Here is a 16,160-nt window from a genome sequence, read left to right as displayed (position 1 = left end):
GTAGCAACGCAGGATGCAAAAATATGTCTACTACCAAAGCGCCAATAACGAAAACAAACCCGCTCGGAGATAAGACTGCCGAAAATGACTTAAAAATGCTGAACGATGCATTCGTAGAAACAGCAGATTTCCGGACGCTACTCGAGTCGGATGACAGAACAGTCGTTGTAGGCCGGAGGGGAACGGGAAAAAGCGCTCTCTTCCTACAGCTGAGACAACACTGGGAAAGAGACAAAAAAGTTATAACCCTGTCTTTCTCTCCTGAAGACTCAGACATTATTGGCTTTCGCTCCGTTTTAAAGCCATTTGCAGAAAGCTTCATACTTGCCAGAGCAGCTACAAAACTTCTCTGGCGCTATTCGATCATGATGGAAATGGCTAATAGCATTGCCAATAACTATAAACTGCGAACCCACGTTGAGCGTGATGAGCTCCTTATAGAGCACCTCAAAAGATGGAACGAAGCAAAGGGAAACATAATTAATAGATGCAGGAGTGTGGCTAAAAAATATCTGTCTTCCGAAAACCCGGAAGAAGCCATTGGAGACTTGCCACTTAACTTAGACCTCACAGCCATTGAAGAACGAGTAACGAAACTTTTCGCAAGAGCAGACCGTCGAGTTGTAATATTAATGGATCGACTTGACGAGGGTTATGAATCCGACACTATTGGCATTGGGATTATTGCAGGGCTAGCATATGCGGCCATTGAACTAAACCAAAAGTCCGAGCTCTTTAGACCAATTATATTCCTGAGAGACAACATATATAGGTCACTAACATCCGAAGACCCCGATTACTCGAGAAACATTGAAGGACAAGTAATAAGACTGCATTGGGACTGGGCCCAATTACTTCAATTAGCGGCTACCCGGATGAAGGTTTCATTTGGTCTGGAAATGGAAAAAGAGCAGCGTGTATGGGATCGCTGTACTGCTGGGGAACTACAGGGCCGAGAGGGCTTTAAAAAATGCCTTCAATTCACCCTCTACCGACCACGTGACTTGTTATCACTGCTGAATGAGGCTTTTTTCTGCGCATTCAGGCATGACAGATCTACGGCGATAATCAGCGATCTTGAGCATGCAGCCAAGTCGATCTCCGTAGCTCGACTCGAAGATCTTTTCAAAGAGTACCAAAAAATATTCCCATCGATCCAACCTATAATAAACTCTTTTAAAAATAATGAACCAGAACTGACGACATATCTCGCCGTTAATAATATAGAGCAGGCAATTACTGACATCGAACAAAATGGAAATCAAGCAGCACTCGCAGAGGCTAGGCTATTAAGGCCCGCCGGATTGCTTCAATCGCTGTATAGCATCGGATTTATCGGAATTCATGATAGCAACACATCCTCCTTTTCTTTCTGCCACGATGGGCGAACACCGGATAAAGGATTTGAGAATAGCGATACCGTATTAATCCATCCCTGCTATTGGTTGGGCCTAAATCTGAAGCGCAATGCACTCGAACCAGATGAGGCTGAAGAGATAAACGATGAATACGACATCAAGGTTGAATCGGAAAACCCCAAAATTCGCAACTCTAGGATAGGCCAAATAGTATCTAGACTCGACCAAATACCTTTGGGAAGGGAGGGGGACAGAGATTTTGAAGCTTGGTGCCTAGAAGCACTTAAAATAATTTTTGCGGCTCATTTAACAAATTTAGAGCCGCATCCAAATGGTGCTGCGGTACAGCGCAGAGATATAATTGGATCAAACAGCGAAAAATCAGATTTCTGGGCGAGAATTTATAAAGACTATCGTGTTCGACACATTGTATTTGATGCGAAAAATTACATGGAGCTAGGCCCTAACGAGTACAGACAATTACAGTCGTATCTTACAGGGAGTTACGGGAAGCTGGGATTTATAATAAATCGAGACCACGATGAAAATCTAACTGCGGGCAAAGACCTAGACTGGACAAAAGAAATGCACCACTCTCACGGCGCACTTATCATAAAGCTACCTGGAAAATTCTTGTGCAAGCTTTTGCAAAAACTTCGGAGTCCGGAGAAGCACGACGCAATTGATAAACAAATGTGGACACTGCTAAATAAGTACGAGCTAAACTACCTGAATATTAAAAGCTCAAATGTTCGTAAAAAATCGGGGAAATGACACTTTGGGATTTCTCACAAAAATTTGGAGGGGGGGTATCCCTAGGTGTATCCCTCAAATCCAACACCGGTTAAGGCCTTTAAATCAGCAATCCTAAGATCTAGTTCGAATCCCGTCAGGTGCACCATCTTCTACCCCTTGCGTCGCAGGGGGTCAGCGTTACTCCCCATACCTGTTCTAGTCCTGAAAGTCGTACCCCCATCGACCGAGGCATCTTTGTCTCCCGCGTCGAGGCTGTAGGCACCGCCTTTCATCAACTCATTATCGCCGCATCTCCTAAGTCGCACTGAAGCACAAAGGCGCGTACTCGGAAATGGTGCAGATGCTTTCAGGCGTTGGTGCAAGCACAGTGATACGGGTCTCAACATCAGACATTTACCGGCCACAGCCGGTGACCTTGTTTTGAATTTTCTGGCGCCTGAAATACGGAAACCTGTATAAATCCGCTTGGCGTCATCCACCTTGAACAAGGTCACGCCAGTATATGGAAATTCAGCTTTTTCTCAGGCGCCCGCCTGGGGAACAGGGAGAAACAATGCAATGGTTTTGTCGTCGTGGGTGCACCACGCAAGTTCATCCCACCGCCCTTGCATACCCCCAATCCGCCGCACCACCACACCTGCACGCTTGCCCAGCAGCAAGGCCGCCCCGTGGATGGGCATGACGTCGCCGGTGCCGGGAATTATCAAGGCCGTTGTTGCACCCGTTGCCTTCGCTGGACTGTCGGCTGATTAACTCTCAGACACTCTTCAAGGACGACTGAATAAAGACATGAGTAATCCTTCCAACCCCTACACCTACCTGATAAGAAGCGTGATTTTTGGCCTGGCCGGTATGGTCCTGCTTGCCATTGCCGGTTCTATGGCTTACTGGCGTTACGAATTTTTGCCTCAGGCGCAGCATGCGCCTGGCGTAGTGACCAAGCTAAACGCGGGCGGTTCGCACCCCGAAATCGAATTCACCAGTGCTGACAACCAAGTCATCTCGTACCCACAGGGTGGGATGATTTCTGGTTATGAAGTCGGGCAACCGGTTCAGGTGCTCTACCTTGCCGAAGACCCCGAGATGACGGCTGTCATTGAAGACCGAGGCGCGTTATGGGGCACTCCAGTGATGCTGGGGATCATGGGCCTGGCGTTTATCTGGGGCTGTAGGTCTGAGTTTTCCAGTGGCAGGAAGCAACCTGCCGTACCGCCGTTAAAAGGACGTTGAAACGATGACTCAATCGATCATTCCCCTGCCGGTCAATGTCAGCACTTGGAGGTACCTTACAGGGAGTAGCGGCGGGCTCAGTGTTGGCTTGGTATCAGGTGGGCGGTCAATCACCCTTAAGGCACCCGATGGCAAAGAGGAGAGCTTTGGCTACGGAGGCGCAGGCATCTGCTTCGGTTTCGCAACGACGCGACTATGAACATACGGACATCAAGCGATTTGATTTGCGATCACCTGACGCAATCGTCTTTTCAGAAAGAAGCCGATGAAGTCAGCCAACTGACCGATGCCGTGCTCAACGAGACCGCATCAATGGGCGAGCGACAGGACGCTGCCAAGCAGTTGATCAGCCGATGCCATGTGAAATGGCTGGGCGATTACTTCATTGTGGGCGTGTCATACGATCAGTGGCTGAAACTGCTGACTCAGCTCAGCAAGCTGTTGAGTAAGGTGTAACGCGTGCTGGCGTTACTTTATGGGGCACATGGCGGGGGTTGGTCGATCTTCTACAGCGAGCGCGGATTGCGCACCGAAGAGCAGCGCTTCGGTGAAGAAAGCAGCGCTTGCGGAGCCTTTCTGCAGCGCCTGAAAAACATGCTAGGCATCCGCTGAGTCAGCGAAGATCGGACCGAGGCTACGCGACGGCCCTACACCTGCCTCCCTTGGTTGTTACACAACAAACTTGCTAACCAACCCCTGCAGATGCACACCCAAACGCGCCAGCTCAACGCTTGACGCTGCTGTTTGTTCACTGGCGGAGGCTGTCTGTTCGGAGATGTCCCTTACGCTGAGAACACTGCGGTTGATCTCTTCAGCCACGGCACTTTGCTCTTCGGCAGAGGCGGCGATTTGCTGGTTCATCGACTCAATAGTGGAAATTGAGCGGCTGATGTTGCCGATCGAAGCCCCTGCATCACGCGCCAGCTCCACGCTGTTGTCAGTCAGTACACGACTGTTTTCCAGTGTGGCCGCAACCTGAGCGGTTCGGGTGTGCAAACCACCAATCAATGTCGCAATTTCTTCGGTCGACGCCTGGGTGCGCTGCGCCAAGCTTCTCACCTCATCTGCGACAACCGCAAAACCTCGTCCGGCTTCGCCAGCGCGTGCGGCTTCGATGGCAGCGTTGAGCGCCAGCAAGTTGGTTTGCTCGGCAACGGCCTTGATCACATCAAGCACGCCGCCGATCTTGTTGCTCTCTTGCTTGAGCTCATCCATCGCGGTCTTCGAATAGCCGACTTCTGTCGCGAGTTTTTCAATCTGGAGCACGGCCTTGGCGACAACTGCATCGCCATCGCGGGCCTCTTTGGAGGCGCTGACCGCAGCATCTGACGCCTGCTCTGCGTTTCTCGCCACTTCCTGAACAGTGGCAGCCATTTGGTTCATGGCTGTTGCAACTTGGTCGGTTTCGGTTCGCTGACTGTTGACCCCTGCGCTGGTCTGCTCGGTGACTGCCGACAACTGTTCGGCAGCGCTCGCGATCTGAGTGACGCTGTCACGCAAGCCACCCATCAATTGCCGCAGGTTTGAGGTCATTCTTTGCATGCTGGTTTGCAGCAGACCAAGCTCGTCTCGCCTTGTCGTGACTTCGCTGTAGGTCAGATCACCGTTTGCTACCCGATCAGCCAACTGCAGTGCCTCGCGAAGCGGCCCGACGATGACGCGGGTAATGATCCATGCAGCCAATGCGCTGATGATGAGCGCGATACTGAGCCATATGATCAACATCTTGTTGGCTTGACCGACGTCCTCGATACGCAGCGAAACCTGGTTTTTTGCCAACTGATCGGCGGAAGCCAGCAGGACTTCGATGTTTTTAGTGATACCTGCCTGTCCTTGGTCAATCGCAGCCTGTGCTTGTGCGAACTGAGCGATGGCAGCCTGGTATTTAGTCAGTGAAGCCTGGAGAACTTTGATAGCGTCCGGTTGAAATCCAGCGGCTTGCAGGGATTGGGTGTTGCTCAAGGCCGCGGCGATTGAGGCCACCGCCACCTGCTGCGCGTCAGGCTTCAGCGTGAACGTGTACCCACGCACGTCAAATCGCATTTTCTGAAAAAGTGTCAGCGCTTGCCTGATTGCATCTCGCTGCTCGGACGTGCCCTCAGGCGAACTGGCGAAGGCGTCAAGGCGTTGCAGCGCCGCCGCTGCATCGTCGCCATTGCTGCCAAATACGACTCGACTGGCTTCGCGAGCGTGGGTCGCATTGATGATGTCGTTGTAAAAACCTTTGTAGGCAGTCATCGCGGCGGATGCGGTTTTTACATGGGGAATATTGAGCTCGGAATCCAGTATTTCGCGAAGATACGCCAAATGACCGTCGAGATTGTCGTAGGCTTTAAGCCAGGTGGCAGCATTGGCGTCATCAGAATTCTGGGCGTAGACCAGCCGCGCGATGCGCATGTCCCGCGTCAGTGTGGTGAGCTTCGCGATGTCAGAGACGCGTTCACTTCGCTCGCTCAGTGAGGAGATTCCTGTCCAACCCGTGAAAGCGATCAGGACAGTAAAAATGATCACCAGGGAGAAGCCGAGTACGAGCTTCGACCTGACAGTCATATTGATCAATATATTCTTTAGCATGGCACCCTCTGAAAGTTATAGGTATTCACATAGGCGAGGGCCACTCCATGCCATTCCTACAGCTTTAAACTTCGGCCACGCCTAACGAAACTTTAATGAAAAGACGCTTTTTCATTCGCTATGGACCTGATAATCAATTTTTATCGCCGATAACTATCTCAGATAAAAAAGTTCAACTCATTTGCCATTTTTTTGTGCGCCCGATGAACGGTTGCGTTGACCGCTGGCTTGGGATCCACTTGGGCTGCGGCGGTTTGGGCTGATGCCTGGCCCAAGCCAGGAGCGGCAGGGCCGGGCCTTTCTGGGCGAACCAGTCAGGGAGCGTTCCCATCGGTGGATGGGACAGGTTAAAGCCCAACACGAACGGCACTTACTCTTTTCATTAAGTGTAGGTACCGCTCATCACAGAACAACGTCGAGTTTAAATATTTAGTGCGGTAAGCGTTGAACAAATCAGCTCAAACAATGGTCGCCTTTAGTTAATGACCCTTAACTCCCGCGAGGTTTCTTCCGTTCAGAACCATTGCTTGGCCAACCGTTAGAAGCCCAATGACTCAATTCAACAAACCGGCGGCGTGAACCAGCTTCAAGCCCCATTCCACTCGCTCGGGAATGCCTTGGATCAACTGCTCCCGGTCTCCTCCCAACAGCGCTCTGAGCTGATGGGGCGCGAACACCAGATCGATAAATTGAAGGGCCAGTGCATCAGGATCGGGGGGTTGGTCCGGGCCTGCCAGAATGGCCGAACGCACTCTGGTGAACCCGCCTTCCCACCCGATGCGGTTCACTTCGGCCGCCAGCAGCGGGGTCCGACTGGAAGTCGCTATCACCAGGCGCATCATGGCCAGGGTATCGGGTTGCAACGCATGTTCGAGGATGCCTTGGCCCACATGCCTCAGGCGGCCTTCGAGCGGGAGCGCGGGAATCGTCTCGGCAGGCACCAACAAGGTGGCGACGTGGCGCCGCACCACGGCTTCGAACAAAGCCTCTTTATTGGCATAGCGCGCATAGAGAGTGGCTTTGCTGGCGCCGGCCGCCCGGGCGATGTCTTCGCATGAGGTGCCTTCGACGCCATTGGCCAAAAAGCGCTGAAGCGCGGCATCCAGCAATCGACGCTCGGCCTCGCCCGCCTGGCTTTGCCTGGGCCTGCCACCTTTGGATTTGGTCGTGATCAACGTCATGGCCGGCAACTTACATACCTCTTGTTTGCGCGTCAACTAAACGGTAACGTTCAGTTAAATCGGCATAGTCCCTCGCCGTTTTACTCTTTCAATCCGACCAGGAAGGCGCTTTGTGGCTCACACGACTGCTTTACCCATTGTGGTTGCTGGCGCCACAGGAGACTTGGGCCACCGCGTAGTCCGGGCGCTGGTTGAGCGCGGCGCCCATGTCATAGCGCTGGTTCGGCCAGGCACTGAACACGCCCGGCTGGCGGGCGTGCGTAACAGCGGCATTGCGATCACGCCCGTTTCATTGGATGACGCTCCGGGCCTGCGCCGTGCCATTGCCGGCGCGGGTTGCGTGGTGTCCACGCTCAACGGCCTGGAAGACGTGATCATCAAACAGCAAGGCAGGCTGTTGGAGGCGGCAGTAGCGGCTGGTGTGCCCCGGTTCATTCCCTCGGATTATTCGCTCGACTACACCCATACCCGCCCTGGCGACAACCGCAACCTGGACCTTCGCCGGCGCTTCGCCACCCAGCTCGATACAGCCGACATCGCCGTCACCTCTGTCCTCAACGGTGGCTTTCTGGAGCTGCTCGAAGGCGACGCGCCCATCGTGCTCCCCGGACGCCGGGTGCTGCATTTCGGTGATGCGCAACAGCTACTGGACTTCACGGCCAAGGACGACGTAGCGGCCTTTACCGCCGATGCCGCGCTTGATCACAACACGCCGCGTTTCCTGCGCATTGCCGGCAACAGTGTGTCGCCTGCGCAGATTGCCAACATCCTCACCGAGCTGACCGGGCAGCACTACCGCACCCTGCGCCCCGGGAATATCGGCACGCTGTCCGCCCTTATCGCCATGGTGCGCGCCCTTACGCCTGCCAGTGAAAAGCCTTTCCCCGCCTGGCAAGGGATGCAATATCTACGAGACATGATGAGTGGGCGCGGCAAGCTGCTCAACCTGGACAACGACCGCTATGGCCAATGTGAGTGGGCATCCGTCCGTGACACATTGGCCCGTACCCATGTGCAAGGGATCAACCCATGAGCCAACCTATCGAGTCCTTCCCCCTTCATATCCCCCAGACGCAACTCGACGACCTGGCACAGCGCCTGGCGCAAACCCGCTGGCCTGACCCCGAGACGGTATCCGACAACAGTCAGGGACCCAGGCTTGAGCGCCTGCGCGCGCTGGTCGAGCGCTGGCGTAATGGCTATGACTGGCGGGCCACCGAGACCCAACTGAACCAGTGGAACAGCAGCCGGACCGAGATCGATGGCCTTGGCATTCACTTTCTTCACATACGCTCGCCTCACCCTGACGCCCTGCCCTTGCTGATGACCCACGGCTGGCCAGGCTCCATTCTGGAGTTCAGGGCGATGATTGGTCCCCTCACCGACCCGACCGCCCATGGCGGCGAGGCCAGCGATGCGTTCCATCTGGTGATCCCGGCGCTTCCGGGTTTTGGTTTCAGTGATAAGCCACGTTCGCCGGGCTGGGGCGTGGGTAAAACCGCTGCGGCCTGGGCGCAATTGATGGACCGCTTGGGATATGGCCAGCGCTGGGCCGCCCAAGGTGGCGACTGGGGCGCGGCCGTGACAACCGCCCTTGGGCACATGCGCCCGCCTGGCCTGATCGGCATTCACCTGAACATGGTGATGTACCAACCCACCGAAGATGAAATCGCGCAGGCCACCCCTGAAGAGCAGCGCATGTTGGCCGATGCGCAACGCTATGAGCGAGAGCTGTCCGGTTACATGAAGGTGCAAAGCACCCGGCCGCAGTCGATAGGCTTCGCCCTGGCGGATTCGCCCGTTGGCCTGGCGGCGTGGGTTTATGCGCTGTTCCAGGATGCTTCCGACAGCGGTGGAGAGCCCGAGCGGGTCATCGAGCTCGATGCGCTGATCGACGACATCATGCTGTATTGGCTGCCTAATGCGGGACCCAGCTCGGTCCGTTTCTATTGGGAAGGGATGCGCGCAATGCAGCAGCAAGGCCCTGCTCCCGCCTTACCTATCCCTGCGGGCGTGAGCATGTTTCCGGGCGAACTGCTTCGCCTCTCACGGCGCTGGGCAGAGGCGCGTTTCGACGACCTGCGGTTCTTCGCTGAGGCCGAGCACGGCGGCCACTTCGCTGCCATGGAAAACCCGGCAACGCTCACCGAGCATGTGCGTGAGACCTTCCGCCTGCTGCGTTAACGGCTTCGCGGGCTTCAGCGGGGGTCACGCCTGGCGGGCATCTGGACGCTCTTGCACCTGTAAAAAATATGAGAAAAAATCCCCCACCTGTAGGAATATTCCTACTTATGAGGCTGCAGCGACGCGCGATGGAGCGTTTCGCCGCCCTTCAAGAACTTCGAGGAGTCAGCAACCCATAACAACAAGCAACACCCAGGGCATCCGGGAAGAAAAACACCACTCAAGGACCATAAGGAGATCTCAAATGAGCACGACAGATCAGGTACAAAGCCGTGACGGCTACAGCGAGAAATGGCAGCAACGTTTCGCATTTTTTGACGAGCATGGCGGGCCGAATTCACCGACGTTCAAGCCCGCATGGCTGAAGCTGCCTCTCCGGCAGAGGATCAAGATCAACGCGAACATCATCGCGTTTTTCTTCGGCCCGATTTACCTGTTCGTCCTGGGCTTGTGGAAGAAAAACCTGACGCTGATCGGCATTTTGCTGGCCGTCAGTGTCGTGTCGGAAATCTTCTATTCCGCAACCAACTTTGCCTATGCCAAACAGGTGGACATGGCTGAGGGTTTCGTCATAAATACCCTGTATGCATGGACCACAAACTACGCCTACTACCTCAAGGAAATCAAAGGCGAACAAAGCTGGAACCCGTTCAAAGGCCTCCGCTGGTAAGACTAAGACGGACCACAGAGCGTCGTCACTTTCATTGCCTCAGCGTGTGTGAAAAACAAGCCTTACCATGGTGTCGCGCGCACGCGATGCCATGGCCGCTTCAGCATGAGCCAGACAGTCAGGCATCGCCCGGTCACTAGCCCGAACTGGCCAGACCATTCGACTTGTAGTAAACGTGTCGGACGCTCTGGCTCGCTGACCCCAGCCCGTCACGATTTCAGCGGCGGCGGGTTGATCAGGGAACATTGAGCACCGAGGGAGCTCACACCTCTTGCCTTTGAACCGTCCTGTTGGTGACCCCCTCTATGGAACACGTACTTCCGCAAGCCTGGCTTAACGCCCTGCCGTTGCCTTGGCTCAACACCCTCGTGGCCGCCGCCGTCGCCATTGGCATCGCGCTGTTGGGACGCTGGATTGCGCTGGTCTTGCTCCGCCGCGTCGCCAAGTCGTTCGTCTTCGCCCAGCAACTGCTTCATCGCGCCGAACCACCGACGTTGTGGCTGATCCCGCTGCTGGCCCTGCAAACCGTCTGGACGTCTGCGCCTGATGATCTGATGTTGATCAAGGGCGTCAGGCATTTGAACGGCATGCTGGTAGTAGCCGGGTTCACCTGGCTGGCGTTGAGCTGCGTGAAGGCCATTGGCGAAGCGGTCGCGATCCGCAACCCGCTGGACATCGAAGACAACCTGCAAGCCCGCCGCATCCAGACGCAAGTGCGGGTGCTGGTGCGCTGCCTGAATGTGCTGGTGCTGCTGTTCGGCACAGGGCTGATTCTGATGAGCTTCCCGCCGGTGCGACAGATTGGCACCAGCCTGCTGGCATCGGCAGGGCTCGCGGGTCTTGCCGCCGGTTTTGCCGCCAAGCCGGTACTGGGCAATTTGATCGCAGGCCTGCAGATCGCGATATCTCAGCCGATTCGCCTGGATGACGTGGTGATCGTTGAGGGCGAGTGGGGTCGCATTGAGGAGATCAGCGGCACGTACGTGGTGCTGAAGATCTGGGATGAGCGGCGGATGGTGATTCCGTTGCAGTACTTCATCGAGAAGCCCTTCCAGAACTGGACACGCAGCACATCGAGCCTGATCGGCTCGGTGTTTCTATGGGTGGATTACGCGCTGCCGCTGGAGGAGTTACGCGAGGAAGCGGAGCGAATCTGCAAGGAAATCCCGCACCTGTGGGATGGCCGCGTCTGCGTGCTGCAGGTCACGGACACCACCGACAAGGCGATGCAATTGCGGGTGTTGTTGAGCTCGGCGGACTCATCGCGCAGTTGGGATGCGCGATGCCACATGCGCGAGCGCTTGATCAGTTTCGTTGCCCGACAATATCCGCAGTGCCTGCCGCAACTGCGTGCGGAGATGTCTTCGCGCACCGTTCAGCCGGAACGCGAAGGCCACGAAGCGCCCACGGAAATCGCGCGTCAGCCGCCAGTCTGAAGACAGGTAAGCGTGTTGCCCGGCCACCCGAGTGGTGGCCGGACCAGACTCACTGCCCGCCGCTGAACATCACAAACTTGCCCATCATCATTGCGGCAAATTGTTGCCCCGACATTTTCACGCCGTTGAAGTCCACCACATCGTTGGCGTAATGCAGGCTGGACACGACGTTGTCGCCATCGACCTTGCCCATTTGCAACATGACCGCCATGCCGCCAACAGACTCTGCTGCTGCCTGCGCCTGTTGCGCGATGGCGGCGGGGTCGGTCAGACCGGCAGACTTGGCGCGCAGTGCGGCCAGGTCCTTGATCATCGGCTTGGAGAGCACCAGTTTGGCGTCCAGCTGAGTGAGCAACTGCTTGAGCAATTCCGCACCCGGCTGATCGAGCGCCGAGGGGTTGCCCAAGTCCATCGACAGGTTGAACTGGCTCTCGCCACTGGCGGTTTTCAGCGAAAACTTTTCCAGCTCGATGTGCGGTTTGGCGCTCAGCAGCTTGCTGACTTCGGCCTGTACCAGGGCCTGATCAGCCGGGCTCAAATGCGGCGTGTAGGTTTCACCCATCGCCGCGGCGGCCTGGGCTTGAGGCTGCACTTTCTCCTGATAGATCTTCATCAGTGCCTGGGTTGAAGCAATGTCGAAATTGCCGAACTTCCAGAGCATCTGCATGGCGCCGATGTCGTTGCCATTGAAGCTGATGTTGCCGATGTCGTAGGTCACCTGAGCATTCAGGTTGCCTTCCACTTCCTGCATCAGGCTGGTGTTGACGAAGTCCTTGAGCTGAATGGCCGGCTGGCCCGCTGCCTGGAACGTTGCCGAGGCGAGTTTCGCGTCTGTATGGCCCAGGTAGAAACCCGATTTGCCCTTGGTGCCACCGGTGTTGAAGGTGAAGTCCTTGAGCGTCAGGTGCACCGGGCCTTCTTCGGAAGTTGCCGTGACGTCGACGCTGCCCAGCACGCCGTTAGCCTCAAGCTTCTGACCATCACCCGAGCCCGAGGCATTCAGGGTGAAGCCGGAAAACTTGAACGCGCCGGTCTGATCGGTAAATTCAAACGGCAGCAACTCAACACGCCCCAATGCGGCGCGGTCGTAGCCCATGCTGAAGTGCCCGGTCAGCGGCGGCTGGCCATTAGTCATGGCAAACCATTTTTCGGAGAAGGCGTTCTTCTCGATCTGCATGTTGCTGGCGGCCATGACCGGCAGCAGTTGCAGCGACTTCACGCGGCTCCACGGCAATGGCCCGTGCTCGATGTTGTCGACAAACAGCAGTTCGACCGGCTTGCCTTCATTGAACTTGGGGTCCTGGAAATTCAGCTTGTAGTGCGCGGTGCTGGTGAAGAAGTGACGGTCCAGCGACAGCAGTTCAACGCTCGCCTTGCCTTCATGCCCGACGAAGGCGGCCTGAAGCTGCTGATTGCCTTGCTGGATGGCGTCGCTGAGCGCGCCTTCCAGCCGTTTTCCGGTGTACCAGGCGCCAGCGGTGATGAGGACGCCCGCAACCACAATGACGCCTACGGCGATGTTGACTGATTTTTTCATGTGTCGACTCGAAGATGTCCGTTCTTGAAGAGAGGTATTGCCTTCCTTGACCCCGGAGGGTTTCGGCGCCACACAAAGCGGCCGAGCAGCACCTTGCGCTGCCGAGAGCCCGGCGAGATTAGCACTTGGCGAGAGCGTTTTGCAGCCGTTGCGCCTAGCCACGACGTTCGCCGAAGCGTTAGGCTGGACGCCAATTTGCTAACGGGATCGATGAGATGAGCGAAGTGCAAAAGCCAAAGGGGCCGGTCAAGGCGGTGATCTTCGACATGGACGGCCTGCTGCTGGACACCGAAGGCATCTACACCGAAGTGACCGACACCATCGCCAAGTGGCACGGCAAGACGTTCGACTGGGCCGTAAAGCAGCATTCCATTGGCCGCGGCTCCCAGGATTTCGCTGAGTACGTGATCAGCGCCCTCGAGCTGCCGATGTCACCCGAAGAGTTCCTGACGGTTCGCCAGCCGATGCTGGACGAGCGCTTCCCGCACGCCGTGCCGATGCGTGGCGCCGAGGCACTGGTGCGTCACCTCGCCGAGCACAACATCCCGATTGCGGTGGGCACCAGTTCCTCCCTCCACTATTTCCACGTGAAAACGAGCAGTCACCGCGCCTGGTTCGAGCTGTTTAAAGACGTGGTGACAGCGGATCACGCCGAAGTCACGGCGGCCAAGCCTGCACCGGATATCTTTCTGGCTGCAGCGCGCCACTTGGGCGTGGACCCGAAGGACTGTGTGGTGTTTGAAGACTCGCCTTTCGGCGTCACTGCTGCCAAGACCGCAGGGATGTACGCCGTGGCCGTGCCGGACTCGCACATGCCGATCGAGCAGTACGCCCACGCCGACCTGATATTGGGTTCGCTGACCGAGTTTCCGCTGGAAGATTGGGGTTTGCCGGGCTTTGCCCGCTGATCATGCTGTAGGTGCAGGACCGCGCTTGCTCGCAATGAGGCTGCCACATCCGCTAGGTCGCCGGCGCTCAAAAGGCGCCTTCGCGAGCAAGCTCACTCCCACAGGGAGGGTGTTTGCTGCACGCCACCGGGCTCACGTTCGCGGCAATCGCGTGAAATTTACCCTACACCCCCATCCTCAAATCCACCCCCAACGCCCGAGCGAATGCCTTGACCAGCGGGCTTCGTGGGGCGTTGTGTCTCAGGATGAGGTTGACGGGCGTGTGTAGAAAGATCAGGTCGGGGCGCAGGGCGCGGAGTTGGCCGTCGCGGATCAGATTGCGCGTGTAGTGTTCGGGGAGAAAGCCGATGAAGCGCCCGGTCAGTATCATCATGGCGACCGCTTCAACCTGGGAGGCGGAGGCGCACTGGCTGTCGGAGTTGACGAAGCTCGCCTTGTCGCGATGGATTGCATACCGATGATTCACGATGTCGAAGGCGCGCAGGCTGTCGATGCTCATGGCGCTGTCAGCCGCCTCGAACAGCGGATGCCCCACTGCGCAATATGCGTGGGAGGTCTCTTCGTACAACTCGAAATAATCAAACTCTTCGCGCCGCTGATACACCGGCACGATGCCAAGACTCACGCGCCCTTCAACCATTGCACGCTCGACTTCATCCAGTTGGGACGCTTGCAGACGCAGTCTGACTTTGGGCGCTTCATCGTGCATTAGTCTGAGTGCGGCAATGAGCGGCGAACTTTTATCGGTCAGAGTGTTATCAATTACGCCAATACTCAAATCGCCAATCAACTCATTCTGCGCAGAACTAATCCGGTCGCGAAAACTGTCCACCGATACGAACAATTCGATAGCCGCCTGATAGACGAGCTTACCTTCTTCGGTCAGATGAAACCCTTCCCGCCCTCGTGTGCAGAGGCGCATGCCGATACGGATTTCAAGGTCCGAAATCTGCTTGCTGATGGCTGCAAGGCCCACATTCAGCTCGTTCTGGGCGGCGCTGAAGCCACCGGCCTCCACCACGGCCTGAAACACCCGTAACAGCTTGAAGTCCATTCCGCTGAGAGTAAGAGGGGGGCGTATTCCCGGTTTAGGCGGCACGTTTCCAGAATTGGAAAGTGGAGTTTCCATAATGCTTATTGACCTCGCCTATTGGATTCAACAGGCTCTGACTCACAACAAAAACGTGCCCGGTTGATAATAATGAACACAGAAAAACCTGATTGGCAACCGCGCACGCGGTACTCCGCCTTATAGGTCGGAAGCGGATCCAACTTTAATTAACCTGACACTTTGATCAGGACTTTCACCTCGTAACTGCCCTCTGTCCAGGACGAATCCTTTTTGCAATCGTCGGGCCCTCGTCGGCGCACAAAGGCTGGGACGATTGAGCAGGTCAGGCAGGCGCGGTCTGCATACAGCTTCGGAGAGACACATGAATCAGAATCAGGCGGAGCAGCTGCAAGCCGAGCGCAGGAAGACCGAAAACGCGTTCGACATCACCCAGTACGAACACGTCCCTCGCCGCTATTACGGGCGCATTTTTTTCGCGACCCTGATCATCATTGCCCTCGCCGGCCTGGCCCGCGCGTTTGCCAACGGACAGATCGAGTGGAGTTATATCGGCCAGTTCCTGACCTCCCAGGCCATTCTGTGGGGGCTGCTGAACACCATCATCATGTCGATTCTGGCGATGATCCTCGGGGTGGTGATCGGCGTAATCACGGCCATCATGCGCATGTCGTCGAACCCGATTTTGCGTTACGTCGCGATCACCTACACCTGGCTGTTTCGCGGCACGCCGCTGATTTTGCAGTTGCTGCTGTGGTTTAACCTGGCGCTTATCTTCCCGGTGATCGGCATTCCCGGCGTGTTCGAGATCGACACGGTCAGCCTGATGACGCCCTTCGTTGCCGCGCTGCTGGGCCTGAGCATCAATCAGGGCGCGTACACCGCTGAGGTTGTGCGCGCAGGTTTGTTGTCCGTGGACACCGGTCAGTACGAGGCCGCCAAGTCCATCGGCATGCCGCGCCTGCAGGCGCTGCGTCGGGTGATCCTGCCCCAGGCCATGCGCGTGATCATCCCCCCGGTCGGCAACGAATTCATCAGCATGGTGAAGATGACCAGCCTTGCCAGCGTCATCCAGTATTCCGAATTGCTGCACAACGCGCAGAACATCTACTACGCCAACGCCCGGGTCATGGAGCTGCTGATCGTCGCGGGGATCTGGTACCTGGCGGTGGTGACTGTCCTGTCGTTCGGCCAAAGCCGGCTGGAGCTGCGTTTTGCCCGCGGCGCCGGCAAGCGCTCTTAAGTCAGGCCCAGGAG

The 16,160-nt window shown here is 56.4% G+C and carries 16 protein-coding genes and 1 pseudogene; 11 read left to right on the top strand and 6 right to left on the bottom strand.

Translation table 11 applies throughout. The features are described from left to right. Window positions 1-23: 23 nt before the first annotated feature. On the top strand, window positions 24-2,132 hold the full coding sequence (locus tag OKW98_RS02605) for a P-loop ATPase, Sll1717 family (RefSeq protein ID WP_265387856.1): 2,109 nt from the start codon (window positions 24-26) through the stop codon (window positions 2,130-2,132). 503 nt (window positions 2,133-2,635) lie between these two features. On the opposite strand, the gene OKW98_RS02600 is transcribed toward OKW98_RS02605, so the two are convergent. Beyond that, window positions 2,636-2,794, bottom strand: a complete 159-nt coding sequence (locus OKW98_RS02600; protein WP_265387855.1) for a hypothetical protein — start codon at window positions 2,792-2,794, stop codon at window positions 2,636-2,638. Window positions 2,795-2,903: 109 nt separating this feature from the next. Here OKW98_RS02600 and OKW98_RS02595 point away from each other — a divergent pair, with 109 nt between their 5' ends. The 3 genes from OKW98_RS02595 to OKW98_RS02585 all read left to right on the top strand — a co-directional run bounded on the left by OKW98_RS02595 (window position 2,904) and on the right by OKW98_RS02585 (window position 3,956). Continuing rightward, window positions 2,904-3,344 carry a DUF3592 domain-containing protein gene (locus tag OKW98_RS02595; RefSeq protein ID WP_265387854.1) on the top strand — a complete coding sequence of 147 codons (441 nt, stop codon included), beginning with the start codon at window positions 2,904-2,906 and terminating at the stop codon, window positions 3,342-3,344. A 195-nt stretch (window positions 3,345-3,539) separates the two neighbouring features. After that, complete coding sequence (locus OKW98_RS02590) at window positions 3,540-3,800, top strand: hypothetical protein (protein WP_108120981.1); 261 nt, start codon at window positions 3,540-3,542, stop codon at window positions 3,798-3,800. Between the two features lie 3 nt (window positions 3,801-3,803). Next, a complete protein-coding gene (locus tag OKW98_RS02585) occupies window positions 3,804-3,956 on the top strand; it encodes a hypothetical protein (RefSeq protein WP_265387853.1) in 153 nt (50 codons plus the stop codon). A gap of 57 nt (window positions 3,957-4,013) precedes the next feature. Here the strand turns inward: OKW98_RS02585 and OKW98_RS27400 are convergent, their stop codons facing one another. Both OKW98_RS27400 and OKW98_RS27395 read right to left on the bottom strand, forming a co-directional pair. Continuing rightward, window positions 4,014-4,727 (bottom strand): methyl-accepting chemotaxis protein, encoded by a 714-nt coding sequence (locus tag OKW98_RS27400; RefSeq protein WP_416148413.1) that lies wholly within the window; start codon window positions 4,725-4,727, stop codon window positions 4,014-4,016. Window positions 4,728-4,868: 141 nt separating this feature from the next. Continuing rightward, a pseudogene (locus OKW98_RS27395) lies at window positions 4,869-5,894 on the bottom strand (methyl-accepting chemotaxis protein); the annotation flags it as partial. 119 nt (window positions 5,895-6,013) lie between these two features. Here OKW98_RS27395 and OKW98_RS02575 point away from each other — a divergent pair. Then, window positions 6,014-6,181 carry a hypothetical protein gene (locus OKW98_RS02575; RefSeq protein ID WP_265387851.1) on the top strand — a complete coding sequence of 56 codons (168 nt, stop codon included), beginning with the start codon at window positions 6,014-6,016 and terminating at the stop codon, window positions 6,179-6,181. A gap of 291 nt (window positions 6,182-6,472) precedes the next feature. Here OKW98_RS02575 and OKW98_RS02570 read toward each other — a convergent pair whose 3' ends face one another. Further along, window positions 6,473-7,099 (bottom strand): TetR/AcrR family transcriptional regulator, encoded by a 627-nt coding sequence (locus OKW98_RS02570; protein WP_265389631.1) that lies wholly within the window; start codon window positions 7,097-7,099, stop codon window positions 6,473-6,475. Window positions 7,100-7,211: 112 nt separating this feature from the next. On the opposite strand from OKW98_RS02570, the gene OKW98_RS02565 reads away from it, so the two are divergent. From OKW98_RS02565 to OKW98_RS02550, 4 genes are all read left to right on the top strand, one after another. Then, window positions 7,212-8,132, top strand: coding sequence for an NmrA family NAD(P)-binding protein (locus tag OKW98_RS02565; protein WP_265387850.1), 921 nt, complete (start codon window positions 7,212-7,214; stop codon window positions 8,130-8,132). Then, entirely contained in the window at window positions 8,129-9,283 is a 1,155-nt protein-coding gene (locus OKW98_RS02560; RefSeq protein ID WP_265387849.1) for an epoxide hydrolase family protein, read from the top strand. Before OKW98_RS02565 ends, OKW98_RS02560 begins: the two co-directional genes overlap by 4 nt. A gap of 244 nt (window positions 9,284-9,527) precedes the next feature. Next, entirely contained in the window at window positions 9,528-9,953 is a 426-nt protein-coding gene (locus OKW98_RS02555; RefSeq protein ID WP_265387848.1) for a DUF2628 domain-containing protein, read from the top strand. Between the two features lie 305 nt (window positions 9,954-10,258). After that, the gene (locus OKW98_RS02550) at window positions 10,259-11,389 is read left to right on the top strand and encodes a mechanosensitive ion channel family protein (RefSeq protein WP_265387847.1); all 1,131 of its coding nucleotides are present in this window, start codon (window positions 10,259-10,261) and stop codon (window positions 11,387-11,389) included. Window positions 11,390-11,438: 49 nt separating this feature from the next. Here the strand turns inward: OKW98_RS02550 and OKW98_RS02545 are convergent, their stop codons facing one another. After that, window positions 11,439-12,926 carry a YdgA family protein gene (locus OKW98_RS02545; protein ID WP_265387846.1) on the bottom strand — a complete coding sequence of 496 codons (1,488 nt, stop codon included), beginning with the start codon at window positions 12,924-12,926 and terminating at the stop codon, window positions 11,439-11,441. A 215-nt stretch (window positions 12,927-13,141) separates the two neighbouring features. Between OKW98_RS02545 and OKW98_RS02540 the strand changes: the two genes are divergently transcribed. Further along, window positions 13,142-13,834: an HAD-IA family hydrolase gene (locus tag OKW98_RS02540; protein WP_265387845.1), complete on the top strand. Its 693-nt coding sequence runs from the start codon at window positions 13,142-13,144 to the stop codon at window positions 13,832-13,834. A gap of 163 nt (window positions 13,835-13,997) precedes the next feature. On the opposite strand, the gene OKW98_RS02535 is transcribed toward OKW98_RS02540, so the two are convergent. Next, the gene (locus OKW98_RS02535; RefSeq protein ID WP_265387844.1) at window positions 13,998-14,963 is read right to left on the bottom strand and encodes a LysR family transcriptional regulator; all 966 of its coding nucleotides are present in this window, start codon (window positions 14,961-14,963) and stop codon (window positions 13,998-14,000) included. A gap of 304 nt (window positions 14,964-15,267) precedes the next feature. Here OKW98_RS02535 and OKW98_RS02530 point away from each other — a divergent pair, with 304 nt between their 5' ends. Continuing rightward, complete coding sequence (locus OKW98_RS02530; RefSeq protein WP_265387843.1) at window positions 15,268-16,146, top strand: amino acid ABC transporter permease; 879 nt, start codon at window positions 15,268-15,270, stop codon at window positions 16,144-16,146. The last annotated feature ends 14 nt before the right edge of the window (window positions 16,147-16,160 follow it).

The organism is Pseudomonas sp. KU26590 (genome assembly GCF_026153515.1).
Lineage (GTDB): Bacteria > Pseudomonadota > Gammaproteobacteria > Pseudomonadales > Pseudomonadaceae > Aquipseudomonas.
The sequence above is the reverse complement of the archived record's forward strand: the minus strand, read 5'-3'. Positions and strand labels throughout refer to the sequence as shown.